Consider the following 25659-nt stretch of genomic DNA (forward strand, 5'->3'; position numbering starts at 1 on the left):
CGCCGAGCTGCAGTTTGAAAAGGCCGCCGGCGATTCTTCCCCGCTGGCGTGTCGCGAGTACCCCGGGAAGTACACGAGGAGACAGACATGAAGTTGCGCATGAATGCCGTGGCGTTTGCCGCTGCCGCACTGGCCATGGGCCACGGTGCGTGGGCCGGCGAGGCCGAGGCGAAGAAATGGATCGATGCCGAGTTCCAGCCGTCCACGCTGAGCAAGGACCAGCAGGCGGCCGAGCTGAAGTGGTTCATCGACGCGGCGAAGAAGCTGCAGGCCAAGGGCGTGAAGGAAATCTCGGTGGTGTCGGAGACGCTGACGACGCACGAGTACGAATCGAAGACGCTGGCCAAGGCCTTCGAGGAGATCACCGGCATCAAGGTGAAGCACGACATCATCCAGGAGGGTGACGTCGTCGAGAAGCTGCAGACCTCGATGCAGTCGGGCAAGAGCATCTACGACGGCTGGATCTCCGACTCCGACCTGATCGGCACGCACTACCGCTACGGCAAGATCATGTCGCTGACCGACTACATGAGCGGCACCGGCAAGGAATACACCAACCCCGGACTGGACCTGAAGGACTTCATCGGCACGAGCTTCACGACCGCGCCGGACAAGAAGCTGTACCAGCTGCCTGACCAGCAGTTCGCGAACCTGTACTGGTTCCGCGCCGACCTGTTCGCGCGCCAGGACCTGAAGGACAAGTTCAAGGCCAAGTACGGCTATGACCTGGGCGTGCCGCTGAACTGGAGCGCGTACGAAGACATCGCCGCGTTCTTCAGCGAAGACGTGAAGACGATCGACGGCAAGCCGATCTACGGTCACATGGACTACGGCAAGAAGGATCCGTCGCTGGGCTGGCGCTTCACCGATGCCTGGCTGTCGATGGCCGGCACCGCCGACATCGGCATCCCGAACGGCATGCCGGTGGACGAGTGGGGCATTCGCGCCTCGGCCGATGGCTGCACGCCGCTGGGGGCAAGCGTCTCGCGCGGGGGAGCGACGAATTCGCCGGCGGCTGTGTACGCGCTGACGAAGTACGTCGACTGGATGAAGAAGTACGCCCCGAAGGAAGCCACCGGCATGACCTTCGGCGAGAGCGGCCCGGTGCCGGCGCAGGGGCAGATTGCGCAGCAGATCTTCTGGTACACCGCGTTCACTGCCGACATGGTGAAGCCGGGGCTGCCGGTGGTGAATGCCGACGGCACGCCGAAGTGGCGCATGGCGCCCGGCCCGAACGGCCCGTACTGGAAGCAGGGCATGCAGAACGGCTACCAGGACGTGGGCTCGTGGACCTTCTTCAAGGACCACGACCAGAACAAGGTGGCGGCGGCCTGGCTGTATGCGCAGTTCGTGACGAGCAAGACGGTGTCGCTGAAGAAGTCGATCACCGGGCTGACCTTCATCCGCGACAGCGACATCCGCCACGACTACTTCACGCAGAACGCGGCCAAGTACGGCGGCCTGATCGAGTTCTACCGCAGCCCGGCGCGCGTGGCCTGGACGCCGACCGGCACCAACGTGCCCGACTACCCGAAGCTGGCGCAGCTGTGGTGGAAGAACGTGGCGGTGGCGGTGACCGGCGAGAAGACGCCGCAGGCCGCGATGGACAACCTGGCCGAGGAGATGGACCAGGTGATGGCACGGCTGGAGCGCGCCGGGATGGCCCGCTGCGCACCGAAGCTGAACCCGAAGGGCGACCCGAACAAGTGGCTGAGCGACAAGGGCGCGCCGTGGAAGAAGCTGGCGAATGAGAAGCCGAAGGGCGAGACGATCGCGTATGACACGCTGTTGAATGCGTGGAAGGCGGGCAAGGTTCGCTGATACGCGTCTTGCTGTTCTGAAGCCGCTCTCGGGGGCACGGGTCCTTCCGTGCCTCCGGCGAGCGTGCTGCGGCCGGGGGCGCGCGACGGGGCTCAGCCGGGGCGGTCGTCCCTGGCGGGCCGACTGCACGAAGAAGCTCGGCTTCGGGGGTGCATCGCCAAACTCCCGCCGCTCACTTCGTTCGCTGTGGTCAAACAGTGGCGATGAGTCGGTCTACGAAGCGTGCTGCGCACGCCACCCCCGAAACCGATCTTCTCCGTCGCCCCAGAAGTCGCTCCGCCGCGCGCCCCCGGCCGCAGCACGCTGGCGGCTTGTGTTTGTGGGGCTGAATGGAGCTGGGCGCTTGGGCTTGCTCGGATTCAGTCGCTACGGCGTAACTCGGCACGGTGAAGGGTTGACGCTGCCTCCTCACGCTGCAGCGAGCTCGATGCCGGTTCGATGCAAACTCCCCACGGAATCGCGACTTCTTCTCGAATACTGACGGCGACAGCCCAGTCACGGCGCAAATATCGCGAGAATTAATGCTATTTCTTTAATGCAGTGGCAGCCAACTCGTTTCGACGCTTTGTCGCCATTGCACCAAGCTCTTCGAGTTGCTCTGCCAATGCCGCATGATGATCAGCATCGGAATATCTTAGTACATATAGCTTTCGCAATCGCTTCCAGAGCCCGTCAACCTCAGGAATGGCCTTTCCTGACTGAAATATGTAATGTGGACGAGTTGAAGGAAATCGATAGGCGGCACTTTCAACAATCATCGTAACCGCTGGGTCCATCATGGAGAAGCCAACAAATATGAACGTATGAGTAAGAAGAAGAGTTGCAAGTATGTCGGCGTAATATCTATTATTAAATGCCGCCCCTTGATAGCTTGTTTTATCAAAAACAATGCCTTGCGGGGTATCGATTGAGCCGTGCAGTTTTATTAAGTACTTTTCATCATCGCGGAACAGTCGAAATGCATTGCCGTCGATTTCTGTGACGACGGTCGGATAATTGTCACCACTTGCTGTGGACCACGCCGTCTCAATAAGTTTATCGAAATTGGTGGTGACTACAACACGCGGATTTAAGTCTATCAATGCTTTATGCAGCCTAGAAACTTCGGCGACCTGTTGAAATTCGGACTTCAGTAGCTCAATCCACTCATCAGAAAGATTCGACTTCAACAACTCAGACGCCAACAGATACTCTTGTGCACTGATCAAATCGGCGATGAGCGTCCTGACCCGTCGAATGGAAATTTTAGCGTTCGCTGCGATGAGAAACTGCGTCCAATCCTTGAAACTTCCGCCGCTCGCGGGCTTCGCCCACCTTGATGCCCCAGCGCCGATGAAAAGTACGGCCCTACGCCGCGCCACGTCATCCACTAGATCCGCGTTGAACTTGGTCGCCATGGCGGAGCAGATTAACTGTTAGAGGCTTTTGATTTCGCTTCCACCGCAAGCAAATTCTCAAAGAATCGCTCAGCAATAGATTCATAAATTTTCCGCGCCTGACTCCTAGTAACGGTATAGCTACCCTTGAGCGTCACCGTGATCATTGGAGTGTGCAGAGTCTGAGATTTGGGAGCCAGACTTGCCAAATGTTTAATGTCTCCGAGATGGGGATCGAATGTCGGGGAAGGAAAGTAGCTCTTGAGCACACTCGCCACGGCGTGAGGAAGTTTCGTTTTGATCGCGTTGTAAGCCTCCACAACCCGAGAAACCTTGTTTTCCGACTTTTCCTTATGCTGCTGAGTCACGTACCCCAAAAAGCCGAGATTCCTTCCCTTCAGGCGATTCCGTGGGAGTTCCGATGGGTCTTCGGCAAAGCGAATTCCGTTAGCAAGCTCGGTTTGCCAGACGCCAAGTGCTTGCCCGATATTTTTTATAGCCCATAGGGAGAAAATATCAATTGACATCGGAACAACGAAGTGGTCGGCCGACAGCAATATTGATCTATTAATAGCGCCAAGTGACGGCCCCATATCAAAAAATATAAAATCGTAGTGCTCTGCTGCGCGGTCGATAAGATTAGAAAACAGAAATGTAGTACGCAATCCGCGTGTACCGCCGGCTTTGGCATCGCGCCAATCTTGTGCAAGCAAGTCTTCTTTCAATGCAAGGCGCGGATCGCCGATGATTGCGTCGAAGCCAAACTTCGGGACCTTTCGTATGGGAAGATCTCGGGAATAGCCTTTGCCAATTGACAAAGGGTGAATCACATCATATATAGTTCCCGTTGCCGAAAGCCCCCCGTAAGTTCCTTCAAACTCGTTGTCAGTGAGAACATATTGGGTAAGATTGCATTGAGGATCAGCATCCACAACTAGTATTCTCTGATTCAGATTCAACGCAAGTTGCGCCGCCAAATTTGCGACTAGTGTGGTTTTTCCAACGCCGCCCTTATTATTAAAGAAGCAAATGGCCCTTGCACCGCTCCTCCCTTTGTCGGCTAAGTCTTGGATGAGCTTCAGAGCGTGGTCATGCGATGTGGATTTTGGAGAGGCCATTGGCTACCTTTTCGTGTGCAACCGTAAGACGGGATAGGTGTTGCATAAAGTGTAAGCCTGTAAACGCATGCCTCTGTGAACGCCACCGACCGAATCTGAGCATTCCGCGCGACCGTCACTGAGAAGAAGCGCCTGTAGTTGCGCCACAAGCGGCCGCCCGGCGAGTCCTAAGACCTCACGTTCACGTTGCAAAACGGCCGCCGATACTTGCGGGAAACCATCGCGTCGGGTCACATCACTCTGCAGAACCCTGAGGAAGGAGCAGGGCGCTTCGCAAAGGCGCGTGCGGGGAGGCTGTGGAGCGCCAATAGGGACGGGGCGCCGGAGCTGGCTGGTTTCATGGCCCCGCGCGTAGCGCGATCGCGAACTGACTGTCGCCGACTGTTTGACCACAACGAACGAAGTGAGTGACGGGAGTTTCGGCGACGGGCCATCAAACCAGCCAGCGGAGGGAAGTCTTCGCCCCGAGAGGGGCGAAGACCGCCCCGTCCGGCGCGCCACAGCCTCCCCGCACGCGCCTTTGCCGCACAGACCGACGCAAGACAAGAACAAAAAAAGGGCGCAACTCGCGTCACGCCCCTGAAGGGTCACGCGCTGACCGCCAGGCCCGCGCGACCGCCGCAATCGAGAACCCCGCTCAGAGGTTCTTCACGATCCGCAGGTTGCGGATCTGGAAATGGATGGTTCCCTTCTGGTCGTCCCACGCCGGCAGCATCTCCAGCGGCGACGTGATCTTCGATGGCTCGAACCCGTTGGCCACGTAGTCCGGCGAGGTGAACGGAATCTTCACCGTCTGCCAGGTGTTGAGCGCCGGGTGGCCGACCTTGTCCTTCAGGTCGCCGGTGCGGCAGGTGTCGCTCTTGCGGTCGCACACCAGCTTGGTCCAGAAGTCCTGCGTGCTGTTGCCGTAGTCGAGCACGCGGATCTCGAACTGCACGCCACCCGTCGCCGCGATCGCCGCCGCATCGATCAGCGTGTTGTCCGGCACCGACATGAAGATGCCGCCGTTGCCGCCCCCGTCGGTCACGCCGTTGAACACCACGTCGATCAGCTTGTCGGTGCCGTCGACCACGTCGTTCGTCAGCGTCACGCTGCCACTGCCGCCGGTCGACCACGCACCGGGCGGTGCCAGTGCCGCCGCATCGCTGATGCCGTTGACGTACAGGTCCTTGTCGGCCGTGACCGCGATCACGTTGACCGGCGGCCCGCCCGCGCACGGCACGTTGCCGGTGTTCTTCGGGTCCCACCGGATGTTCGCCACCGACACCTCGAACTGCCCGCCGCTGCTGTACAGCAGGAACGGCGTGTTCACCAAGGTGAAGTCGGTGCCCTGGTCGGCAAAGCACTGCAGCGGGATCGCCAGCTCCGTCCAGGTGTTGGCCGGCAGCGTGCCGAACGTGTTGGTCGCGTCGATCTCGCCCATGCACGGGTAGCCGCAGTCCACGCGCATCTTGACCGCCGCGGTCGGCGCCACCGCGACGCGCGCATCGAACACCAGCGAACCCTTCGAGTTCAGGTACGACTGCAGGTCCTGCTTGTCGGCGTCGTTGGTGCTCTGCATGTAGAGCTGGCCGGCCGCGCCGTTCCACTTCGCCTTGATCGCCGCCCACTGCTTGCCGTCCTTGTCGTCGACCGGCACCGCGGTGATCTCGGCCTGCGGCGTCGACGTGCTCGTCGCGGTCGACAAGCCCACCAGCACGCTCCAGCTCGACGGTGCGCCGACGCGCATCGAGAACCCGCTCTGGTTCGCACCGTCGAACACCGCCAGCGTCTGGTCGGTGGTGCCGCCACCACCGGCCGGCACGCCGCAGCCCTGCGCCACGGTGGCCTCGTCGAGCGCCACCTGGTCGGCACCCGGCGCGGCATAGCTCAGCCCGTAGCCGAAGGCATACAGCGGGTCGTAGCCGGCATCGCCATGGTTCAGCGCGACCTGGCAGGCCGCCTTCGGCCACGAGTACGACAGCTTGCCGCTGAAGTCGGTGTTGACCGCGCCATCGTCCTTCTTGAACAGCACGTCGGTCAGGCCGTCACCCTCGGTGCCCGGCAGAAACGCGGCGACGAACGCATCCGAGCGGTTGAGTTCGCGGTTCACGTACAGCGGGCGGCCCGAGTACAGCACCGTGATGATCTTCTTGACGCCCTTGGTCTTCAGCGCATCGATCAGCGCGACATCTTCCGGATGCAGCTTCGCGTTCTCCAGCGTCTTGGTCTTGCCGATGTCGCCCACCCCTTCGGCATACGGCGTCTCGCCGATCACGACGATCGCCGCGTCGTAGTCGGCACTGCCCAGCGCACCGGTGGTGCTGGTGTCGATCACCGCGTTCGGCGCGATCTTCTGGATCGCCGCCCACAGCGTGGTGCCGCCGCCGAAATCGGCATTGACGTTGTCGGTGCCCTGCCAGGTGAGCGACCAGCCGCCGCTCTGGTTCGACAAACTGTCGGCGCTCTTGCCGGCCACCAGCACCTTGGCACTGCGCGCCAGCGGCAGCGTGGCGCCGTTGTTCTTCAGCAGCACCAGCGACTTGCGCACCGCCTCGCGCGCCACCGCGCGGTTCTCGGCCGTGCCGACCTCGCTGTTCGCATTGCGCGCCGACGGCTTCGGCTTGCTGAACAGGCCGGCGCGCAGCTTCACGCGCAGGATGCGGCGCACCGCATCGTCGACGCGCGCCTGCGGGATCTCGCCGCTCTGCACGCTCGCGATCGTGTTGGTGATGAAGGCCTTCCAGTCGTCGACGTACGGCACCATCACCATGTCGATGCCGGCGTTGATGGCCTGCGGGCAATCGGCGTTGGTGCAGGCCCGCGTCGAATCGCTGTTGGTCGCGTTGACCTGGCCGAGGCCGTTCCAGTCCGAGACGACGAAGCCGTCGAAGCCCATCTTGGTCTTCAGCACGTCGGTCAGCAAATACTTCTGGCCGTGCATCTTGTCGGCGCGCGCGGTATCGCCCTTGGCTGCGTCCTTCCAGCTGCTGAACGACGCCATCACCGATTGCGCGCCCGCCTGCAGCGCGGTGTAGTAGCCGCGGCCGTGGATGTTGATCAGGTCGGCCTCAGTGACCGCGGTCACGCCCTGGTCCTTGCCGTCGGTGGTGCCGCCGTCGCCCAGGAAGTGCTTCGCGGTCGCGACCACCTTCTCGCTGGCCTTCGCGTCCTTCGCGAGCGTGCCCTGCAGGCCCTTGATGACCTCGCCGCCATACGACTGCACGACCAGCGGATCCTCCGAATAGCCTTCGTAGGTGCGGCCCCAGCGGTCGTCGCGCACGACGGCGAGCGTCGGCCCGAAGGCCCAGTCGATGCCGGTGTGCGCCACCTCGCGCGCGGTGACCTCGCCGATGCGGCGCAGCAGGTCCGGGTCACGCGTCGCGCCCAGGCCGATGTTGTGCGGAAAGAGCGTCGCGCCCTTCACATTGTTGTGGCCGTGCACCGCGTCCGTGCCCCAGATCAGCGGGATCGGGTTCGGGTTGGCCGGGTCCATCGACGCAGCCCACAGCGTATCGGCCAGCGCCAGCCAGTCGGCGACCGGCGCATCCTTGTGCTGGCCGGGGAACGAGCCGCCACCGTTCAGCACCGAGCCGAGGTGGTAGGTCTTGATGTCGTCCGGCGTCACGCCCTGGATCTCGACCTGCGTCATCTGGCCGACCTTCTCGGCCAGGCTCATCTTCGCGAGCAGCGCGTCCACCTGCGCCTCGATGCCGGCGTCACGCGCCACCGCGCTCTTGATCGCGGGCCAGTCCTGCAGCGGGGTGGTCGGGATGTCGGTGCTCACGGGGGGCGGTGGTGGCGACGGACTGTCATCGGAATCGCCGCCGCCGCAGGCGCTCAGCGTCAGCGCAAGGCCCCAAGCGAGCCCATGCAGGGCAGCGCGGGAAGAACGAATCATGGCTTTGTCTCCTCTTGTGGGTATGTCGCCCGCATCGGCGGACCGTGCGAACGCGGCGCGAGCATAGCCACGGCTGAAAGCGCTTGCAAGAAGACGTTTACCAATCGTTAAGGCGGCGACAAGCCCAGCCATCCGTTTTGGAGACTGTGAAAAAACTCACGTGACACGGTGCGACACAAGCGCCCGCGCGCCCTGGCGCGGATTGCGGCGGTGCAGCTACGGCGCTGCAGCAAAAACCCGTCTGTCAGGGAATCTACCGAGCGTTTCGTGAAACTCGGCTGAAACCGGTTGCTACCTAACTTACGCGGAGCAGTTCAGGCTGTCTTCTGGTCGAGCAGGTAGTTCGCGTCGTCGTACTGTCCCAGCACGTCGACGAGGTAGGGCAGCACGGCGAGCAGTTCGTCGTGCAGCGTATACGGCGGGTTCAGGATGAACATGCCGCTGCCGGCCAGGCCAAAGCCCTGCGAATCGGGCACCTGCACCGTCAGGCGCACATGCAGCCAGCCCTTGGGCGCCAGGCTCTCGAGGCGGCGCGGCAGTTGCGCGGCTTCGAGCTTCTGGACCTGCGGGTACCAGACCATGTAGACGCCTTCGTTGAAGCGCAGCAGCGCTTCGCGCAGCGAGGCGATCACGCGGCCGTAGTCGCCGTGGCCCTCGTAGCTCGGGTCCATCAGGATGGCCCCGCGCCGGCTCGACGGCGGCACCTGGCCCTTCAGCCCGTCGAAGCCGTCGGCGTTGTAGATCTCGACGTTCTTCGTCTCGCCGAGGAAGGACGCGAGGATGCGGTGGTCGGTGTTGTGCAGCTCGAACAGCCGCAGCTGGTCCTGCGCGCGCAGCACCATCTGCGCAAAGGCCGGCGAGCCGGGGTACTGGCGCAGCTTGCCGTCGGAGTTGAACTGGCGCACCGCTGCCACGTAGTCGGCCACCGGGCCGGGCAGGTCGTCGCGGCCCCACAGGCGGGCGATGCCTTGCTCGAACTCGCCCTTCTTGGTCGCGTACTGGCCTTCGAGCGAGTAGCCCCCGGCGCCGGCATGGGTGTCGACCAGGCGGTACGGCTTGTCTTTCTGGTTCATGTAGCGCAGCACCATGCCGAGCACGGTGTGCTTGAGCACGTCGGCATGGTTGCCGGCGTGGAAGGCGTGTCGGTAGGCGAGCATGGGCGGCTTTCTGGAGAGCGGTTCAACCCCGTATTGTCGTTGGCGCGGTCACCGTCGTCGCCGGCTTCAAATCTTGTTTGAAGGTGATAGTTCGCGAGACCGGATTATCAATTTCCGCCAAGCTGCCTACAGTGCCGGGACTGAACACTTCCCTTCCGGAGTCGCCCCATGAAAGCCGTTGCCTACCGCCGCCCGCTGCCGATCACCGATGCCGAATCGCTGCTCGACGTCACGCTCCCCGACCCGGTCGCCGCCGGCCGCGACCTGCTGGTGCGGGTGGAAGCGGTATCGGTGAATCCGGTCGACGTGAAGATCCGCGCCGGCAGCACGCCCGCCGACGGGCAGCTGAAGGTCATCGGCTGGGATGCCGTCGGCACCGTCGCGGCGGTGGGCGAGAAGGTCACGCTGTTCAAGCCGGGCGAGCGCGTCTGGTACGCCGGCGACATCACGCGGCCGGGCAGCAATGCCGAGCTGCAGCTGGTCGATGAGCGCATCGTCGGCCATGCACCCACGTCGATCCCGGCAGCGCAGGCCGCCGCGCTGCCGCTGACCGCGATCACCGCGTGGGAGCTGCTGTTCGATCGCCTCGGCACGACGGCCGACACCGAAGGCGCGCTGCTGATCATCGGCGCGGCCGGCGGCGTCGGCTCGATCCTGACGCAGCTCGCGCGCCGGCTGACGAAGCTCACGGTGATCGGCACCGCGTCGCGCCCCGAGACGCAGGCCTGGCTGCGCGAACTCGGCGCGCACCATGTGATCGACCACCATCAACCGTTGCTGCCGCAGTTGCAGGCGGCTGGCGTGCCGCAGGTCACCGCAGTGGCCGGGCTCACGCACACGCCCACTTACTACACGCAGATCGTGGAAGCACTCGCACCGCAGGGCAAGCTGGCGCTGATCGACGACTTCAAGGAACCGCTCGACGTGATGCCGATGAAGCGCAAGAGCCTGTCGCTGCACTGGGAGCTGATGTTCACGCGGTCGATGATGCAGACCGCCGACATGCACAAGCAGCACGAGCTGCTCGACGAGGTCGCGAAGCTGGTCGATGCCGGCCGGCTGCGCAGCACGCTCGGCGAGCACTTCGGTGCGATCAACGCCGCCAACCTGAAGCGCGCCCATGCGTTCATCGAGAGCGGGAAGGCCCGCGGCAAGGTGGTGCTGGAAGGGTTCTGACGCATCGCCTTTCGGGCAGCGCTTCGACAGGCTCAGCGCCGAACGGCTTGTATGCGCAGACCCTTCGACAGGCTCAGGGCGAACGGGGGTAGTCCTCTGAGCGGGCGGCTAGCATTCGCCGGTGCATTCCTTTCTTTCGCGGCGCCCGGCCCGCCTTGTCCTGACCCTCCTCGCCGGCGCTGCGGCCGCCGGCCTGTGCCTGCTGCTGCACACCCCGCTGCCGTGGATGATCGGCCCGCTGATCGCGACCGCCATCGGCTGCATGGCCGGCCTGCCGCTCGTCGCCGCCACGCCGCTGCGCAACGCCGGCCAGTGGGCCATCGGCACCGTGCTCGGGCTGTACTTCACGCCGCAGGTGGTCGGCATCGTCGCCAGCCACTGGGCGGTGATCCTCGCCGGCATCGCGTGGGCGCTGCTGCTGGGCGCCGGCTTCGGCCTCTACCTCGCACGCGCCAACGCCGGCATGGCGCTCGACCGGCCGACGCTGTTCTTCGCCAGCGCGATCGGTGGCGCCTCCGAGATGGCGGTGCTGGCCGAGCGCTTCGGCGGGCGCATGGACCTGGTCGCGAGCGCCCATTCGCTGCGCATCCTGCTGGTCGTGCTGACGATCCCGTTCGGCTTCCAGTTCGCCGGCCTGCACGGGCTCGACCCGACGCTGCCCGGCCCGCAGGTCGTCGAGTGGCACGGGCTGCTGCAGCTGATCGCGATGACGGCCGCCGGCGGCGCCTTCCTGCGTTGGCGCGGCGTCTCGAACCCGTGGGTGCTGGGCCCGCTGTTCGTCGCGTTCGGGCTCACCGCGACCGGCGTCGAGCTGTCGGCGCTGCCGAAGTGGATGACCAACCTCGGCCAGCTCTTCATCGGCGTCGCGCTCGGCACGCGCTTCACGCCGGCCTTCCTGCACACCGCGCCGCGCTGGCTGCTCAGCGTGGGGGCGGGCACGCTGGTGATGATCGCGCTGTCAGCAGGCTTTGCGCTCGGCGTCGCGCAGTTGAGCGGCCTGCATCCGGCCACCGTGCTGCTCGGCACCTCGCCGGGCGGCATCGCCGAGATGTGCCTGACGGCCAAGGTGCTGGAACTGGGCGTGCCGGTGGTGACGGCCTTCCACGTCACGCGGATGGCGGCGGTGGTGCTGCTCGCGACGCCGATGTTCCGCTGGTCGGCCCCGAAGGCCTGAGCTTTCTTTTCAGCCCTGGTCTTCAGGCCTTCTTCATGCGCGCGCGGAACAGCTCCGGAATGCCGACCTCGCGCGGCCCCGGCACCAGCTCGAACGCCTGCCCGGCGCGCAGCGTGCCGGGCGATCGCACCGACAGGTAGAAGCCGCACCACGCGCTGGCCGCCATCATCTTCACGGCCTGGTTGAAGCCCATCGCCGCATTGAACTTGAAGCACGGAAAGCGCGGCTCGCTGACCGCGAGTTCGCAATCGGGAAAGCGCAGCACGTCGCCGATCCAGGCCTGGTTTTCGAGCATCCCGGCGAGCGTCAGGTTCTCGCCGATCGAGCCGGGCGGCAGCGGCTCGTCCCAGCCGGCCGCCTGCGCCTGCGCACGCACCGTTTGCCAGAACGGGTAGTGCTCGCTCGGGTAGGCGTAGACCGCCTTGCCGATGCCGCCGTGCACGCTGAGGTCGGCCTGCTCGTCGCCGTCCAGCCCCATGGCCTGCGCCGCGACCGGGCCGTCGACCGGCTGCTTGCCGATCGCCGTCAGCACCGGCCGGCCGTTGATCAGCCGCTCGCTCGCGCGGGCGACGTTGACGTTGACGAGCCGCATCGACACCGGCGGCTCAGCCGGTCGCCGAGCGCCAGCCGCGCACGCCGGCCGCGACGCGGCGACCCTGCGGGCCCGACACCCAGGTCGTGAACAGCTTGGCCGCCGGGTGGTTGACGCGAAATGCGCGCATCACGTGCACCTCGGTCGCCAGCAGCGGGTCGCCTTCGACGACGATCGCGAGCGGCTTGGTCGAGCGGCTCAGCCAGACGCCGCGCTCCACCACTGCGTAGGCATTCTGCGCCGCAGCCTGCGCAATGATCGAACTCTTCGGGTCGGCCGCCACGTACCACGGTGCGACCGGCGCGACCTTCGACGCGCGCCACAGCGGCAACTCGGCCAAGGCAGCGCCGCTGCCGTTGTTGTTGCCGAGGAAGCGCGCCTGCGCGTTCGCGATGCCCATCAGCGCGGCACCGATGTCCTTGCCGCCGAGCACGCCGGCCGGGTCCTTGGCCTTCTTGCCCTTGCCCTCGACCGGGCCGATCAGCACGTAGTCGCCGAGCGCGATGCGGTGGCGGTCGTGCGCCAGGCCCTGCTTCTCCAACGCCATCTCGAGTTCCGGCGCGTTCGTCATCGCCATGTCGATCTCGCCGCGCTCCAGCGCCTGGATCAGCGCGGCGCTCTGTCCGCCCGACACCTGCACCGCGACGCCGGTGTCACGGCCGAATCCTTTCTGGAAGGCCTGGCCGAGGCCGGAGTCGAGCAGCGCCTGCTCGACGCCCATCAGCAGCGGGTCCGCCAGCGACTTGCGCTGGGCCGCACGGGTGGTGAACGGGACAGCCAGACTGCTGGCGGCTGCGAGGGAAAGGAGAAGGCGTCGTCGCATCATCCGACGATCTTAAGCGGCCGCAGAAACGGCCATGCAACAGCCGGTTCCGGCGTCGCGCCGCCGGGCCAGCCGCCACGCAGAACCGCCGAAAAAGTCACAACTGCTTTGCATGTCCGTATTCCCAATTTGCATGGCCCCCCGAGCCCCGGTGGTTACGGCGCGATTACAGTCGCACGACAATGCCTTGCCCGGTGGCGGCACGCCGATTGCCGATCCGGCATGAAACCGCCTGTTCCTGATGATGGTCATTGGCGGCATGGGGCGAGCCCGGAGGTTCGCCCGATTCCGCACTTCTGACTTTGACGATTGGAGCCACGATGAACCGACCCGCCCTGGAGGGTTTGCGCTTGAACGCGCCCGCTTATGTCAAACATGCCCGGCTGATGGCCTGGGTGGCCGAAATGGCCGCCCTCACCGAAGCCCGCGACGTGCACTGGTGCGACGGCAGCACCGCCGAATACGACCGGCTCTGCGCCCAGCTCGTCGCCGCCGGCACCTTCAAGAGGCTGAACCCCGAGCTGCGCCCGAACAGCTACCTGGCCTGCAGCAGCCCGAGCGACGTGGCGCGCGTCGAAGACCGCACCTTCATCTGCAGCGCGAAGAAGGAAGACGCCGGCCCGACCAACAACTGGATGGAACCGGCCGAGATGCGCGCGCTGCTGCAGACCGGAGACCGTGCGCTGTTCCGCGGCGCGATGAAGGGCCGCACGATGTACGTCGTGCCGTTCAGCATGGGGCCGCTCGGTTCGCCGATCGCGCACATCGGCGTCGAACTCTCCGACAGCCCGTACGTCGCCGTCAACATGAAGATCATGACGCGCATGGGCCGCGCGGTGATCGACGTGCTCGGCAGCGATGGCGATTTCGTGCCGTGCATGCACACCGTCGGCGCGCCGCTCGAGCCGGGCCAGAAGGATGTGGCGTGGCCGTGCAACACCACCAAGTACATCGTCCACTACCCCGAGACGCGCGAGATCTGGAGCTACGGCTCCGGCTACGGCGGCAATGCACTGCTGGGCAAGAAGTGCTTCGCGCTGCGCATCGCGAGCACGATGGGCCGCGACGAAGGCTGGCTGGCCGAGCACATGCTGATCCTCGGCGTCGAGAGCCCCGAGGGCAAGAAGCACCATGTGGCCGCCGCCTTCCCGAGCGCCTGCGGCAAGACCAACTTCGCGATGCTGATCCCGCCGGGCGGCCTGCCGGGCTGGAAGGTCACGACCATCGGTGACGACATCGCGTGGATCAAGCCGGCCGCCGACGGGCGCCTGTACGCGATCAACCCGGAAGCGGGCTACTTCGGCGTCGCGCCCGGCACCAACGAGAAGACCAACTTCAATTGCATGGCGAGCCTGAAGCGCGACGTGATCTTCACGAACGTCGCGCTCACCGACGACGGCGACGTCTGGTGGGAAGGCATGACCGACGTGCCGCCGGCCCAGCTGACCGACTGGCAGGGAAAGCGCTGGACCCCGGCGATCGCGAAGGAGACCGGCGCGAAGGCGGCGCATCCGAACGCCCGCTTCACGGTGCCGGCCACCAACAACCCGGCGCTCGATGCGGCCTGGGACGATCCGGCCGGTGTGCCGATCGACGCGATCATCGTCGGCGGCCGCCGCTCGACGACCGTGCCGCTGGTCACCGAGGCGCGCGACTGGACCGAAGGCGTCTACATGGCCGCGACCATGGGCAGCGAAACCACCGCCGCGGCCGCGGGCCAGCAGGGCGTGGTGCGCCGCGACCCGTTCGCGATGCTGCCGTTCATCGGCTACAACATGAGCGACTACTTCCAGCACTGGCTGTCGCTCGGTGCCAAGCTTCAAGCCAAAGGCGCGACGCTGCCGAAGATCTTCTGCGTGAACTGGTTCCGCAAGGGCGACGACGGCAAGTTCGTCTGGCCCGGCTACGGCGAGAACATGCGCGTGCTGAAGTGGATGCTCGAGCGCGTCGAAGGCCGGGCGCAGGGCGCGGAGAACGTGTTCGGCGTGACCCCGAACTACCAGGACCTGACCTGGGAAGGGCTGGATTTCAGCGCGGCGCAGTACCAGCAGGTGACGGGCGTCGACCAAGGCGCGTGGAAGGCCGAACTGGCGCTGCACGACGAGCTGTTCAAGCAGCTCGCCTGGCACCTGCCGGCGGAACTGAGCGCGACGAAGGCACGCATCGAGGCGCGGCTGGCCGGCTGACGCGACCCGCGATCGCCCATGAAAAAGGCCCGCAGATGCGGGCCTTCTCGTTGCAGCGCCGGGCGCTCAGGCCTGGGCATCGGCCCGGTCGGCTGCGGCACGCAGGTCGGCGGCGTAGCTCGGCTGGCCGTCGCTGTAGGCCTCGGCCATCGAGCGCAGGCGGCTCGCGGCTTCGGCCGGGCTTTCGAGGGCCGGGCTCAGCAGGTTGGCGAGCGCGGCGGTGGCGAACGCGTAAGCGTCCGAGAGGCGCTGGACGAAAGCCGTCGAGGCTTGCGAGTCAGCGAAGAAAGTCGATTGGTTCATGGTGGTCTCGGTGTGTGCCGCCGCCCGTGGCAGCGGCACAGGTTCAGTTGCCGTACAGCTCTTCGTGCCGGTCGGCGGCTGCGAACAGGTCTGCAGCGAAGCCGGGATCGGTCTTCAGGTACTGGCGAGCCATCACTCGCACATCGGCGGCCTCACGGGCGGCCTGGTTTTCTTCCACGTTCACGCGCTCGGCGGGCTTCAGGGCATTCAGCAGCGCGGCGAAAGCGGCGGCGAACGGTGCGGCCAGGCGCGGGGCGGTACGTTGTTGGGGGACTTGCAGGTCCATCGTCGTCGTGGTCATCATGTTTCCTTCGGGGTTGGGGTCGCTCGTGGCGAATTCGGGGGAGGTCGGTCAGCGCTGGCGAACGGAAGCCATGGAACGCAGCTGGGCTGCAAGTTCAGGCTGCGACGCTTCGTAGCGGCTGGCCAGCGCCAGCAGTTCGGGACGGGCGCGGGTCTGGCCGGCGCCTTCCAATGCGGCCCAGACACGGCGGCCGATGCGGCCCCACACGTCTTGCGATGCCGAACCGGACGCGACGGCGCCGACGGGCACTTGCGGGAGATTCAGGCTGATCACGGGGTTCATGGAAGGGTCCTTTCAAGACTCGCGAAATCGTTTTCGACCTCGCATGCCGCAATCCTAGGGTTTACCCCAGGGGTTGGCTACTGAAAGCTGTGAATCAGTGATATACACGCCAGTGATATCCCGGTGTCGAGGAGTACCAAACATGAATTTCCGCACACTTGACTTGAACCTGTTGCGCGTGTTTGACGCCGTGATGGCGGAAGGCAACCTGACCCGCGCCGCCGAGCGGCTGGCGCTGACGCAGCCGGCGGTCAGCAACGCGCTCAAGCGCCTGAAAGACTCCGTCGGTGAGGAACTGCTCACTCGCACATCGTTCGGGGTGAAGCCCACGCCGCGTGCCGAGCAGCTGTGGCCGGAGGTGCAGGCCGCGCTGGCCGCGCTGCGCCAGGCTTTCGCGCCGGGCGACTACGACCCCCAGAAGGATGTGGCGAACTTCCGACTCGCGATGGCCGACGCGACCGCGGCGATGCTGATGCCCTCGCTGGTTCAGCAGATCGAACAGGGCCAGGCGCTCGCGAACCTGCGGGTGATTCCGCTGACGACCCGCGACCCGCGGCCGCTGCTGGAGCGTGGCGAGGTCGATTTCGCGGTCGGCTACTTCCCGGACGCGGTCGCCAACCTGGTCGCCCAGGGCAGCACCAGCCCAATCCACCACGAGCGCCTGTACGACAGCGAATACGTCTGCGTGATGCGGCGCGGCAACCCGCTGGCCGACGGCGAGCTGACGCTGGACCGCTTCTGCGAGGCGCACCACCTGCTGGTCAGCTTCTCCGGCCGGCCGCACGGGCTGGTCGACCAGGCGCTGACGCAGCTGCACCGCACGCGGCGCATCGTGCTGACGGTCAACCAGTTCTTCACCGCCGGGCGGGTGGTCGCCAGCAGCGACCTGCTGACCGTGCTGCCGCGCACTTTCATCGCGGCCACCGGCTACCAGGACAAGCTGGTGCAACGCCCAATCCCGCTGCCGCTGGCCGGCATCCACGTCGAGGCGCTGTGGCACATGCGGCACGACCGGGCCAGCGCGCACCAGTGGCTGCGGGCGCGGCTCGTCGAGGCGGCGCAGTCTGCCATCGATTGAGCCGCGGGCTTGACGGGCAGGGCAAGTCCCGGCATTCTGCACAAAGTGGTCTAGACCACTTCCAGGAACCCCCACGAAGGCCGCCGATGAACTCCACCACCGACATGAAGACCGTGGCCCACGCCGCGGCACAGGCCGCGCGCTCGGCCCCCGGCCGCGTCGTGCGGGCCCCGCGCGGCAGCACGCTGAGCTGCAAGTCGTGGCTCACCGAAGCGGCCTTCCGGATGATCCAGAACAACCTCGACCCGGAAGTCGCCGAGCGCCCCGAGGAACTGGTGGTCTACGGCGGCATCGGCCGGGCGGCGCGCGACTGGGCCTGCTTCGACCAGATCCTCGCGTCGCTGCGCGAGCTGGAAGACGACGAATCGCTGCTGATCCAGTCGGGCAAGCCGGTCGGCGTGTTCAAGACCCACCCGGATGCGCCGCGGGTGCTGCTGGCCAACTCGAACCTGGTGCCGAAGTGGGCCACCTGGGAGCACTTCAACGAGCTCGACCGCCAGGGTCTCTTCATGTACGGCCAGATGACTGCCGGCTCGTGGATCTACATCGGCACCCAGGGCATCGTGCAGGGCACCTACGAAACCTTTGCCGAAGCCGGCCGCCAGCACTTCGGCGGCACGCTGGCCGGGCGCTGGGTGCTGACCGCCGGCCTCGGCGGCATGGGCGGCGCGCAGCCGCTGGCCGCCACCTTCGCCGGTGCGGTGTCGCTGAACATCGAATGCCAGCAGAGCAGCATCGATTTCCGGCTGCGCACGCGCTACCTCGACAAGCAGGCCAAGGACCTGGACGACGCGCTCGCGCTGATCCAGCACCACACCGCGCAGCGCGAGGCGGTGTCGATCGGCCTGCTCGGCAATGCCGCCGAGCTGCTGCCTGAGCTGGTGCGGCGCGCGAAGGCCGGTGGCATCCGCCCCGACATCGTCACCGACCAGACCTCGGCGCACGACCTGATCAACGGCTACCTGCCGACCGGCTGGAGCGTCGCGCAATGGCGCGATGCGCAGCGCGACCCGCACCAGCACGATCGCCTGAAGCAGGCGGCCGCCCAGTCGTGCGCGGTGCACGTGCAGGCGATGCTCGACTTCCATGCGATGGGCGTGGCGACCGTCGACTACGGCAACAACATCCGCCAGGTCGCGTTCGACGAGGGTGTCAAGAACGCGTTCGACTTCCCCGGCTTCGTGCCGGCCTACATCCGCCCGCTGTTCTGCGAAGGCAAGGGCCCGTTCCGCTGGGTCGCGCTGTCGGGCGACCCGGACGACATCCGCAAGACCGACGCGAAGATCAAGCAACTGTTCCCGCACAACGCCCACGTGCACCGCTGGCTCGACATGGCCGCCGAGCGCATCGCGTTCCAGGGCCTGCCGGCGCGCATCTGCTGGCTGGGGCTCGGCGAGCGCCACGTCGCCGGCCTCGCGTTCAACGAGATGGTGCGCAGCGGCGAGCTGAAGGCGCCGATCGTGATCGGCCGCGACCACCTCGACACCGGCTCGGTCGCGAGCCCGAACCGCGAGACCGAGGGCATGAAGGACGGCACCGATGCGGTGTCCGACTGGCCGCTGCTGAACGCGCTGCTGAATGCGTCGGGCGGCGCGACCTGGGTCTCGCTGCACCACGGCGGCGGTGTCGGCATGGGCTATTCGCAGCACGCCGGCATGGTGATCGTCGCCGACGGCACCGACGCGGCCGCGAAGCGCCTGGCGCGCGTGCTGGTCAACGACGCTGGCTCGGGCGTGATGCGCCATGCGGATGCCGGCTACGACCTCGCGGTGCAGACGGCGCAGGTCCAGCACCTGAAGCTGCCGATGGTCGGGCGCTGATGGTCGGGCGCAGCGAGACGTTGGACCTGCAGTCGCTGCCGGCTGTCGCCTGGCGCAACGGCGCCGGGGTGACGCGCGAACTCGCGGTGCATCCCCGTGAGGCCGCGGCCGATTTCGACTGGCGCCTCAGCGTCGCCGAAGTCGAGCGCGATGCACCGTTCTCGGCCTTCCCCGGCATCGACCGCTGCATCGTGCTGCTGCGGGGTGCCGGCATGCGGCTGCACTCGGCCGACGGCCGGCTCGACGAGCGGCTCGACCAGGCGCACCGGCCCTTCCATTTCTCCGGCGACGACGCGCTGAGCGCCACCTTGGTCGACGGACCGTGCCGAGACTTCAACGTGATGATCCGCCGCAACCGCTGGCGCGCCGACGTGCGCGCGCTGCAGGGCGCCGTGCGCACCGAACCGGCCACGGCGGGGCTGCTGCTCGCGAGCCTGGGCCGCTGGTCCGACGGCGCGCGCGGGCTCGGCCCGCTGCAGGCATGGCTGTGGCGCGACGGCATGCCCGCGCTCGACCTCGAATGCACCGGCGACGCGCCGTGCGCGCTGCTGGTGCAGCTGGAGCCCGCCGCATGAGCGCTGCCACGACCGCCACCGGATCGCTGTTCGCCCGCCACGCGCTGCTGCCGCAAGGCTGGGCCGACGACGTGCTGCTGCAGTGGGACGACGCCGGCACGCTGACCTGCGTCGAAGCCGGCCTGCCCGCGCCGGCCGGCACCGAGCGCGTCGACGGCGTGCTGCTGCCCGGCCTGCCGAACCTGCATTCGCACGCCTTCCAGCGCGCGTTCGCCGGCCTCACCGAACACCGCAGCGCCGAGCAGGACAGCTTCTGGAGCTGGCGCGCGCTGATGTACGGCTTCGCGCAGGCGCTGACCCCCGACGCGCTGCAGGCCATCGCGACGCAGCTCTACATCGAGATGCTGCAGGCCGGCTACACGGCCGTCTGCGAGTTCCACTACGTGCACCACCAGCCCGACGGCCGCGTGCACGCCGATGCGGCCGAGATGTCGCTGCGCCTGGTCGCTGCCGCACGCGAGGCCGGCATCGGCCTGACGATGCTGCCGGTGCTGTACCAGGCGAGCGGCTTCGGCGGCAAGCCGGCGCAGGCCGAGCAGCGCCGCTTCCTGAACAGCGTCGACGGCCTGCTGTCGCTGATCGGCCGGCTGCGCCACGATGGCGTGCGCGTCGGCGCGGCGCCGCATTCGCTGCGCGCCGTGCCGCCCGAGGCGCTGCGCGACCTGCTCGGCGGGCTGCATGGCGCCGACGCCAGTGCGCCGGTGCACATCCACGTCGCCGAGCAGCAGCGCGAGGTCGACGATTGCCTCGCGTGGAGCGGCCAGCGGCCGGTGCAGTGGCTGCTGGAGAACGCCGCGGTCGACGCGCGCTGGTGCCTGGTGCATGCGACGCACCTCGATGCGTACGAGCGGCGTGCGCTGGCCCGCAGCGGCGCGGTCGCCGGCCTGTGCCCGAGCACCGAGTCCAATCTCGGCGACGGCGTGTTCGATGCCGAGGCCTTCGTCGCCGACGGCGGCCACTGGGGCATCGGTTCCGACAGCCACGCGTGCGTCGATGCGGCCGAGGAGCTGCGGCTGCTCGAATACGGCCAGCGGCTGACGAAGCAGCGCCGCAACGTGCTCGCGAGCGCGGCACACCCGCAGGTGGCCGATGCGATGTGGCTGTCGGCGGTGGCCGGCGGCGCGCGGGCCAGCGGGCGCTCGATCGCCGGCCTGCGCGTGGGCCAGCAGGCCGACTTCGTTCACCTGGCCGCGTTCGACGATGCCGGCCTGAGCGCCTCGCAGCGTCTCGCGAGCCATGTGTTCGCGACCCATGGCGCCCGCGGCGTGCGCGATGTGTGGGTGGCTGGTCAGTGCCGCGTGCACGACGGGCAGCATGCAGGCGCCGGGCGCGCCGCCGAGGCCTTCATCAGCGCGCGCGCCCACCTGCTGGAGCACCGATGACCGACCTGCTGCTGACCAACGCGCGCATCGTCGACGGGCGGGACGACGCCTGCACGCCGTCGACGCCGGGCTTCGTCGCGATCGCGAACGGCCGCATCGAGCGCGTCGGGCCGATGTCGGCACTGCCGGCCGGCCTGCAGCCGCGTGCCGAACACGACGCCGGCGGCGCGCTGCTGACCCCCGGCCTGATCGACTGCCACACCCACCTGGTCTACGCCGGCGACCGCGCGCGCGAGTTCGAGCTGCGCCTGCAAGGCGCGAGCTACGAAGAGATCGCGCGGGCCGGCGGCGGCATCCGTTCGACCGTGCGGCAGACGCGCGACGCGACGCCCGAGGCGCTGTTCGATGCCTCGGCCCGCCGGCTGCGCGAGTTGATGCGGCACGGCGTCACCACCGTCGAGATCAAGTCCGGCTATGGCCTGTCGCTCGATGCCGAACGCAAATGCCTGCAGGTGGCGCGCCGGCTCGGCGAACGCTTTCCGATCGACGTGCGCACCACCTTGCTGGCCGCGCACGCCGTGCCGCCGGAGTTCGAAGGCCGCGCCGACGCCTGGATCGACGAGATCGTCGGGCACCTGCTGCCCGCGATCGCGCGCGACGGCCTGGCCGATGCGGTCGATGCGTTCTGCGAGACGATCGGCTTCACGCCGGCCCAGACGCAGCGCGTGTTCGAGGTGGCGCAGCGCCATCGCCTGCCGGTCAAGCTGCATGCCGAGCAGCTGTCGAACCAGCACGGCGCCACGCTGGCGGCCGACTTCGGCGCACTGTCGGCCGACCACCTGGAGCATGTCGACGAGGCGGGCGTCATCGCGATGGCACGCGCCGGCACCGTGGCGGTGATGCTGCCGGGCGCCTACTACTTCCTGCGCGACACGGTGGCGCCGCCGATCGCGCTGTTCCGCCGGCACCGCGTGCCGATGGCGGTCGCGACCGACTGCAACCCGGGCACCAGCCCCGGTACGCACCTGCCGCTGATGATGAACATGGCCTGCACGCTGTTCCGCATGACGCCGGCCGAGGCGCTGCTCGGCGTCACGCGCCACGCGGCGCAGGCGCTGGGCCTCACGGCCACGCACGGCAGCGTCGAGGTCGGCAAGCAGGCCGACCTGTGCCTGTGGGACGTCGACCACCCGGCCGCGCTGAGCTACGCGATCGGTGCGAGCCCGCTACGCGCGTGCTTCCATCGCGGTGTCGAGCGCCGCCTGCAGCATCCGCTGTAGCAGCGGCCGCACGCGGGCCGCGAGGTCGGGCCGGAAGCCGAACGGCGCCGGCTCGTCCATGTAGGTGCCGTGGCACATCTCCATCTGCAGCGCATGCACGCCGCGCGCCGGCTCGCCGTAGTGGCGCGTGATGTAGCCGCCCTTGAAGCGGCCGTTGCTGACCTGGGTGTAGTCGCGCTGGCTGCCGAGCACCGCTTCGACCGCCGCCTGCACGCGCGGCGCACAGGCGCGCCCCTGGTCGGTGCCGAGGTTCAGGTCGGGCAGCTTGCCGTCGAAGAAGCGCGGCAGCACGCTCGCGATCGAGTGCGCGTCCCACAGCACCGCGACGCCATGCAGGTCGCGCAAGCGCTCCAGTTCGCCGCGCAAGGCCACGTGGTACGGGCGCCAGAAGCGCTCACGGCGCGCCTCGACCTCGGCCGCACCGGGCGCCTGACCCGCGAGGTACAACGGCTGCTTGCGGAAGGTGTCCTGCGGCACCAGGCCGGTCGTGTCCTGGCCCGGGTAGAGGTTGGTGTCTTCCGGCGGCCGGTTCAAGTCGATCACGTAGCGCGACATCTGCGGCACCAGCGTGCTCGCGCCCATCTGCGCGACGAAGTCGTAGAGCAGCGGCAGGTGCCAGTCGGTGTCGGCGCGCAGCAGCGCGTCGGGGGTCATGCGGGCCTCGATGTCCGGCGGGATACCGGTGCCCGCGTGCGGGAACGAGACGAGCAGCGGGAGGCGGCCCCGCGTCAGTGCGTGCGTGCTTGCATCCATGCGTGAAAGTGGCCTAGACAACCGAGGCTCCGAGTGTAGACTGCCCGGCACAGGGCTTGCATCATGGCCGGCACCTTCCCCCTTCTCGCAGGAGCAGTGATGAATCCAGTGCGTGCCTTGATCGGCTTGTTGGTGTCGGTGTCAGCGGCCTCGCCCGCCCTGGCGCAGGAGACGCCCGTCGCGATCGCGATCTCCGGCTGGACCGGCTTCGCGCCGCTGACGCTCGCGAAGGAGGCCGGCATCTACAAGAAGCACGGCCTCGACGTGTCGATCAAGAAGATCCCGCAGAAAGACCGCCACCTCGCCATTGCATCGGGCGACGTGCAGTGCGCGGCCACCACGGTCGAGACCTGGGTGGTGTGGAATGCCAACGGCGTCGCCACCACGCAGATCTTCCAGCTCGACAAGAGCTTCGGCGCCGACGGCATGGTGGTGCGCAACAGCATCGCGAAGATCTCCGACCTGAAGGGCAAGACGGTGGCCGCCTCCGCACCGGGCACCGCGCCGTACTTCGGCCTCGCGTGGATGCTGAAGAAGAACGGCCTGTCGGTGAAGGACGTGAAGGTCGTCACGCTCGAACCGCAGGCCGCCGCAAATGCCTTCGTCGCGAACGCCGGCGACCTCGACGCGGCGATGACCTACGAGCCCTACCTGTCGACGGTGCGGGCCAAGCCCGAGGCCGGCAAGATCATCGCGACCACGCTCGACTACCCGATGGTGATGGACACCTTCGGCTGCACGCCGAAGTTCCTGAAGGACAACCCGAAGGCCGCGAAGGCGCTGGCAGACAGCTACTTCGATGCGCTGGAGATGATCCGCGCCGAGCCGAAGAAGTCGTTCGAGATCATGGGCGCCGACGTGAAGCAGAGCGGCGAGGCCTTCGAGAAATCGCAGGCCTACCTGCGCTGGCAGGACCGCGCGGCGAACCAGCGCTTCTTCACCAGCGTGCTGCAGCCGTTCAGCAAGGAGGCGGCCGAGCTGCTGCTGGAGATCGGCAGCATCAAGCAGATCCCCGACCTGAAGGCGCTGTCGGACACCAGCTTCATCCAGTGAAGCCGCTGCAATCGGTGGAGCCCGGGACGCGCATCGCGCTCGGGGTCGCGTTCTTCGTGCTGTTCGTCGCCGGCTGGGCGTTCGCGACGCTCGGCGGCTTCGTCTCGAAGACCTTCCTGGCCGACCCGTTGACGATGGTGCGTTCCGGCTGGGACTTGTTGACTCAGCAGGGCTTCGCGCACGACATCGGCATGACGATGTGGCGGGTGCTCGGCGGCTTCATCGCGGCGGCCGTGCTCGCGCTGCCGCTGGGCGTCGCGATGGGGGCGTACAAGCCGGTCGAGGCGTTCTTCGAGCCCTTCGTGTCGTTCGCGCGCTACCTGCCGGCCTCGGCCTTCATCCCGCTGCTGATCCTGTGGGCCGGCATCGGCGAGGCGCAGAAGCTCTCGGTGATCTTCCTCGGTTCGTTCTTCCAGCTGGTGCTGATGATCGCGGTGAGCGTCGGCAACACCCGGCGCGACCTGGTGGAGGCCGCCTACACGCTGGGCGCGCGCGACTGGGGCATCGTGCGCCGCGTGCTGATCCCGGCCGCCGCACCGCAGGTGGCCGAGACGCTGCGCCTGGTGCTCGGCTGGGCCTGGACCTACGTGATCGTGGCCGAGCTGATCGGTGCGTCGAGCGGCATCGGCCACATGATCACCGACAGCCAGGCGCTGCTGGCGACCGACCAGATCATCTTCGGCATCATCACGATCGGCGTGATCGGGCTGGTGTCCGACCTGGGGTTCAAGCGCCTGAACCGCCGCCTGTTCCGGTGGGCCTCGCTGTGAGCCGGCTGTCGATCCGCGGCGTGGGCCGCAGCTTCGCCGGCATGCATGGCGGCAGCCCGACGCTCGCGCTGCAGCCGACCGACCTGGAGGTCGCCGACAACGACTTCATCACGGTGCTCGGCCCGTCGGGCTGCGGCAAGTCGACGCTGCTGCGCATCGTGGCCGGGCTGGATGAGCCGAGCACCGGCCAGGTGCTGCTCGACGGCGAGCCGGTGCGCGGCCCGGGCGCCGACCGCGGCATGGTGTTCCAGAGCTACACGCTGTTCCCGTGGCTGACGGTGCGGCAGAACATCTGCTTCGGGCTGCGTGAGAAGGGCTTGCCCGAGGCGCAGCAGCGCGAGATCGCGCAGCGCTTCATTTCGGAAGTCGGGCTGGCGGGCTTCGAGTCGCACTACCCGAAGCAGCTGTCGGGCGGCATGCAGCAGCGCGTCGCGCTGGCGCGGGCGCTGGCCAACGACCCGAAGATCCTGCTGCTCGACGAACCGTTCGGCGCGCTCGACCACCAGACCCGCGCGCTGATGCAGGAGCTGCTGCTGTCGATCTGGGAGCTGCACCGCAAGACGGTGCTGTTCGTCACGCACGACATCGACGAGGCGATCTTCATGGGCAACCGCTGCGCGGTGTTCAGCGCGCGGCCGGGCCGCATCAAGACCGAGCTGGCGATCGACCTGCCGTACCCGCGGCACTACACGGTGAAGACGACGCCGCGGTTCTCGGAGTTGAAGGCGCGGCTGACCGAGGACATCCGGGCCGAGAGCATCAAGGCGGCCGGGATGGCCGAGGTCACGCGCCCGGCGGGCTGAGCCGCCTGCTGCC

General features: G+C 67.1%; 22 protein-coding genes. 12 read left to right on the forward strand and 10 right to left on the reverse strand.

Annotation, left to right across the window (positions count from 1 at the left end; translation table 11 throughout):
- Positions 1-87 precede the first annotated feature (87 nt).
- Positions 88-1821: an ABC transporter substrate-binding protein gene (locus tag BUE42_RS03275; protein ID WP_047586721.1), complete on the forward strand. Its 1734-nt coding sequence runs from the start codon at positions 88-90 to the stop codon at positions 1819-1821.
- Positions 1822-2345: 524 nt separating this feature from the next.
- On the opposite strand, the gene BUE42_RS03280 is transcribed toward BUE42_RS03275, so the two are convergent.
- The 4 genes from BUE42_RS03280 to BUE42_RS03295 form a co-directional block, all read right to left on the reverse strand.
- On the reverse strand, positions 2346-3218 hold the full coding sequence (locus BUE42_RS03280; RefSeq protein ID WP_073462661.1) for an SIR2 family protein: 873 nt from the start codon (positions 3216-3218) through the stop codon (positions 2346-2348).
- A gap of 11 nt (positions 3219-3229) precedes the next feature.
- Entirely contained in the window at positions 3230-4315 is a 1086-nt protein-coding gene (locus BUE42_RS03285) for a ParA family protein (RefSeq protein WP_083613843.1), read from the reverse strand.
- Between the two features lie 637 nt (positions 4316-4952).
- Positions 4953-8195, reverse strand: a complete 3243-nt coding sequence (locus BUE42_RS03290) for a glycoside hydrolase family 3 protein (protein ID WP_073462664.1) — start codon at positions 8193-8195, stop codon at positions 4953-4955.
- A 314-nt stretch (positions 8196-8509) separates the two neighbouring features.
- Complete coding sequence (locus BUE42_RS03295) at positions 8510-9352, reverse strand: 23S rRNA (adenine(2030)-N(6))-methyltransferase RlmJ (RefSeq protein ID WP_073462666.1); 843 nt, start codon at positions 9350-9352, stop codon at positions 8510-8512.
- Positions 9353-9520: 168 nt separating this feature from the next.
- Between BUE42_RS03295 and BUE42_RS03300 the strand changes: the two genes are divergently transcribed.
- Together BUE42_RS03300 and BUE42_RS03305 are read left to right on the forward strand one after the other, a co-directional pair.
- On the forward strand, positions 9521-10528 hold the full coding sequence (locus tag BUE42_RS03300; RefSeq protein ID WP_073462668.1) for a zinc-binding alcohol dehydrogenase family protein: 1008 nt from the start codon (positions 9521-9523) through the stop codon (positions 10526-10528).
- 121 nt (positions 10529-10649) lie between these two features.
- On the forward strand, positions 10650-11702 hold the full coding sequence (locus BUE42_RS03305; protein WP_073462670.1) for an AbrB family transcriptional regulator: 1053 nt from the start codon (positions 10650-10652) through the stop codon (positions 11700-11702).
- 22 nt (positions 11703-11724) lie between these two features.
- Here BUE42_RS03305 and BUE42_RS03310 read toward each other — a convergent pair whose 3' ends face one another.
- The gene (locus BUE42_RS03310) at positions 11725-12294 is read right to left on the reverse strand and encodes an MOSC domain-containing protein (RefSeq protein WP_073462672.1); all 570 of its coding nucleotides are present in this window, start codon (positions 12292-12294) and stop codon (positions 11725-11727) included.
- Between the two features lie 13 nt (positions 12295-12307).
- Complete coding sequence (locus BUE42_RS03315) at positions 12308-13117, reverse strand: substrate-binding domain-containing protein (RefSeq protein ID WP_159445362.1); 810 nt, start codon at positions 13115-13117, stop codon at positions 12308-12310.
- 320 nt (positions 13118-13437) lie between these two features.
- Between BUE42_RS03315 and BUE42_RS03320 the strand changes: the two genes are divergently transcribed.
- Complete coding sequence (locus tag BUE42_RS03320) at positions 13438-15303, forward strand: phosphoenolpyruvate carboxykinase (GTP) (RefSeq protein WP_073462676.1); 1866 nt, start codon at positions 13438-13440, stop codon at positions 15301-15303.
- A 66-nt stretch (positions 15304-15369) separates the two neighbouring features.
- Here BUE42_RS03320 and BUE42_RS03325 read toward each other — a convergent pair whose 3' ends face one another.
- Genes BUE42_RS03325 through BUE42_RS03335 form a run of 3 tightly spaced genes read right to left on the reverse strand, consistent with a single transcriptional unit; the run spans position 15370 to position 16192 of the window.
- The gene (locus BUE42_RS03325; RefSeq protein ID WP_143171276.1) at positions 15370-15606 is read right to left on the reverse strand and encodes a hypothetical protein; all 237 of its coding nucleotides are present in this window, start codon (positions 15604-15606) and stop codon (positions 15370-15372) included.
- Positions 15607-15649: 43 nt separating this feature from the next.
- On the reverse strand, positions 15650-15907 hold the full coding sequence (locus tag BUE42_RS03330; RefSeq protein WP_143171277.1) for a hypothetical protein: 258 nt from the start codon (positions 15905-15907) through the stop codon (positions 15650-15652).
- Positions 15908-15958: 51 nt separating this feature from the next.
- Positions 15959-16192, reverse strand: coding sequence for a hypothetical protein (locus tag BUE42_RS03335; RefSeq protein ID WP_073462683.1), 234 nt, complete (start codon positions 16190-16192; stop codon positions 15959-15961).
- 142 nt (positions 16193-16334) lie between these two features.
- On the opposite strand from BUE42_RS03335, the gene BUE42_RS03340 reads away from it, so the two are divergent.
- From BUE42_RS03340 to hutI, 5 genes are all read left to right on the forward strand, one after another.
- Positions 16335-17270, forward strand: coding sequence for a LysR family transcriptional regulator (locus BUE42_RS03340; protein WP_073462685.1), 936 nt, complete (start codon positions 16335-16337; stop codon positions 17268-17270).
- A 104-nt stretch (positions 17271-17374) separates the two neighbouring features.
- Positions 17375-19090, forward strand: a complete 1716-nt coding sequence (gene hutU / locus BUE42_RS03345; protein WP_073462796.1) for a urocanate hydratase — start codon at positions 17375-17377, stop codon at positions 19088-19090.
- Complete coding sequence (locus BUE42_RS03350; protein ID WP_073462687.1) at positions 19090-19665, forward strand: HutD/Ves family protein; 576 nt, start codon at positions 19090-19092, stop codon at positions 19663-19665. The genes hutU and BUE42_RS03350 overlap by 1 nt, the downstream gene beginning before the upstream one ends.
- Positions 19662-21047 carry a formimidoylglutamate deiminase gene (locus tag BUE42_RS03355; protein ID WP_073462689.1) on the forward strand — a complete coding sequence of 462 codons (1386 nt, stop codon included), beginning with the start codon at positions 19662-19664 and terminating at the stop codon, positions 21045-21047. Before BUE42_RS03350 ends, BUE42_RS03355 begins: the two co-directional genes overlap by 4 nt.
- A complete protein-coding gene (gene hutI, locus BUE42_RS03360) occupies positions 21044-22267 on the forward strand; it encodes an imidazolonepropionase (RefSeq protein ID WP_073462691.1) in 1224 nt (407 codons plus the stop codon). The genes BUE42_RS03355 and hutI overlap by 4 nt, the downstream gene beginning before the upstream one ends.
- Here the strand turns inward: hutI and hutG are convergent.
- Complete coding sequence (hutG, locus tag BUE42_RS03365) at positions 22214-23020, reverse strand: N-formylglutamate deformylase (RefSeq protein WP_073462693.1); 807 nt, start codon at positions 23018-23020, stop codon at positions 22214-22216. The two genes, hutI and hutG, sit on opposite strands and share 54 nt — an antisense overlap.
- 99 nt (positions 23021-23119) lie before the next feature.
- On the opposite strand from hutG, the gene BUE42_RS03370 reads away from it, so the two are divergent.
- The 3 genes from BUE42_RS03370 to BUE42_RS03380 are packed head-to-tail and all read left to right on the forward strand — an operon-like array spanning position 23120 to position 25646.
- On the forward strand, positions 23120-24073 hold the full coding sequence (locus BUE42_RS03370; protein ID WP_143171278.1) for an ABC transporter substrate-binding protein: 954 nt from the start codon (positions 23120-23122) through the stop codon (positions 24071-24073).
- Positions 24070-24843, forward strand: coding sequence for an ABC transporter permease (locus BUE42_RS03375; RefSeq protein ID WP_073462695.1), 774 nt, complete (start codon positions 24070-24072; stop codon positions 24841-24843). The genes BUE42_RS03370 and BUE42_RS03375 overlap by 4 nt, the downstream gene beginning before the upstream one ends.
- Positions 24840-25646, forward strand: a complete 807-nt coding sequence (locus tag BUE42_RS03380) for an ABC transporter ATP-binding protein (protein ID WP_073462801.1) — start codon at positions 24840-24842, stop codon at positions 25644-25646. Before BUE42_RS03375 ends, BUE42_RS03380 begins: the two co-directional genes overlap by 4 nt.
- The last annotated feature ends 13 nt before the right edge of the window (positions 25647-25659 follow it).

Origin of the sequence: Rhizobacter sp. OV335, assembly GCF_900142965.1 — a bacterium.
Taxonomy (GTDB): Bacteria; Pseudomonadota; Gammaproteobacteria; order Burkholderiales; family Burkholderiaceae_C; genus Rhizobacter.

Bases quoted from the DNA above. Each gene is read 5' to 3' on its own strand.
- hutU (WP_073462796.1), top strand. From the start codon at position 17,375: ATGAAGACCGTGGCCCACGCCGCGGCACAGGCCGCGCGCTCGGCCCCC.
- BUE42_RS03355 (WP_073462689.1), top strand. From the start codon at position 19,662: ATGAGCGCTGCCACGACCGCCACCGGATCGCTGTTCGCCCGCCACGCG.
- BUE42_RS03295 (WP_073462666.1), bottom strand. From the start codon at position 9,352: ATGCTCGCCTACCGACACGCCTTCCACGCCGGCAACCATGCCGACGTG.
- BUE42_RS03310 (WP_073462672.1), bottom strand. From the start codon at position 12,294: ATGCGGCTCGTCAACGTCAACGTCGCCCGCGCGAGCGAGCGGCTGATC.
- hutG (WP_073462693.1), bottom strand. From the start codon at position 23,020: ATGGATGCAAGCACGCACGCACTGACGCGGGGCCGCCTCCCGCTGCTC.
- BUE42_RS03285 (WP_083613843.1), bottom strand. From the start codon at position 4,315: ATGGCCTCTCCAAAATCCACATCGCATGACCACGCTCTGAAGCTCATC.
- BUE42_RS03350 (WP_073462687.1), top strand. From the start codon at position 19,090: ATGGTCGGGCGCAGCGAGACGTTGGACCTGCAGTCGCTGCCGGCTGTC.
- BUE42_RS03370 (WP_143171278.1), top strand. From the start codon at position 23,120: ATGAATCCAGTGCGTGCCTTGATCGGCTTGTTGGTGTCGGTGTCAGCG.
- BUE42_RS03325 (WP_143171276.1), bottom strand. From the start codon at position 15,606: ATGAACCAATCGACTTTCTTCGCTGACTCGCAAGCCTCGACGGCTTTC.
- BUE42_RS03330 (WP_143171277.1), bottom strand. From the start codon at position 15,907: ATGACCACGACGACGATGGACCTGCAAGTCCCCCAACAACGTACCGCC.
- BUE42_RS03275 (WP_047586721.1), top strand. From the start codon at position 88: ATGAAGTTGCGCATGAATGCCGTGGCGTTTGCCGCTGCCGCACTGGCC.
- BUE42_RS03320 (WP_073462676.1), top strand. From the start codon at position 13,438: ATGAACCGACCCGCCCTGGAGGGTTTGCGCTTGAACGCGCCCGCTTAT.
- BUE42_RS03290 (WP_073462664.1), bottom strand. From the start codon at position 8,195: ATGATTCGTTCTTCCCGCGCTGCCCTGCATGGGCTCGCTTGGGGCCTT.
- BUE42_RS03315 (WP_159445362.1), bottom strand. From the start codon at position 13,117: ATGCGACGACGCCTTCTCCTTTCCCTCGCAGCCGCCAGCAGTCTGGCT.
- BUE42_RS03300 (WP_073462668.1), top strand. From the start codon at position 9,521: ATGAAAGCCGTTGCCTACCGCCGCCCGCTGCCGATCACCGATGCCGAA.
- hutI (WP_073462691.1), top strand. From the start codon at position 21,044: ATGACCGACCTGCTGCTGACCAACGCGCGCATCGTCGACGGGCGGGAC.
- BUE42_RS03340 (WP_073462685.1), top strand. From the start codon at position 16,335: ATGAATTTCCGCACACTTGACTTGAACCTGTTGCGCGTGTTTGACGCC.
- BUE42_RS03280 (WP_073462661.1), bottom strand. From the start codon at position 3,218: ATGGCGACCAAGTTCAACGCGGATCTAGTGGATGACGTGGCGCGGCGT.
- BUE42_RS03335 (WP_073462683.1), bottom strand. From the start codon at position 16,192: ATGAACCCCGTGATCAGCCTGAATCTCCCGCAAGTGCCCGTCGGCGCC.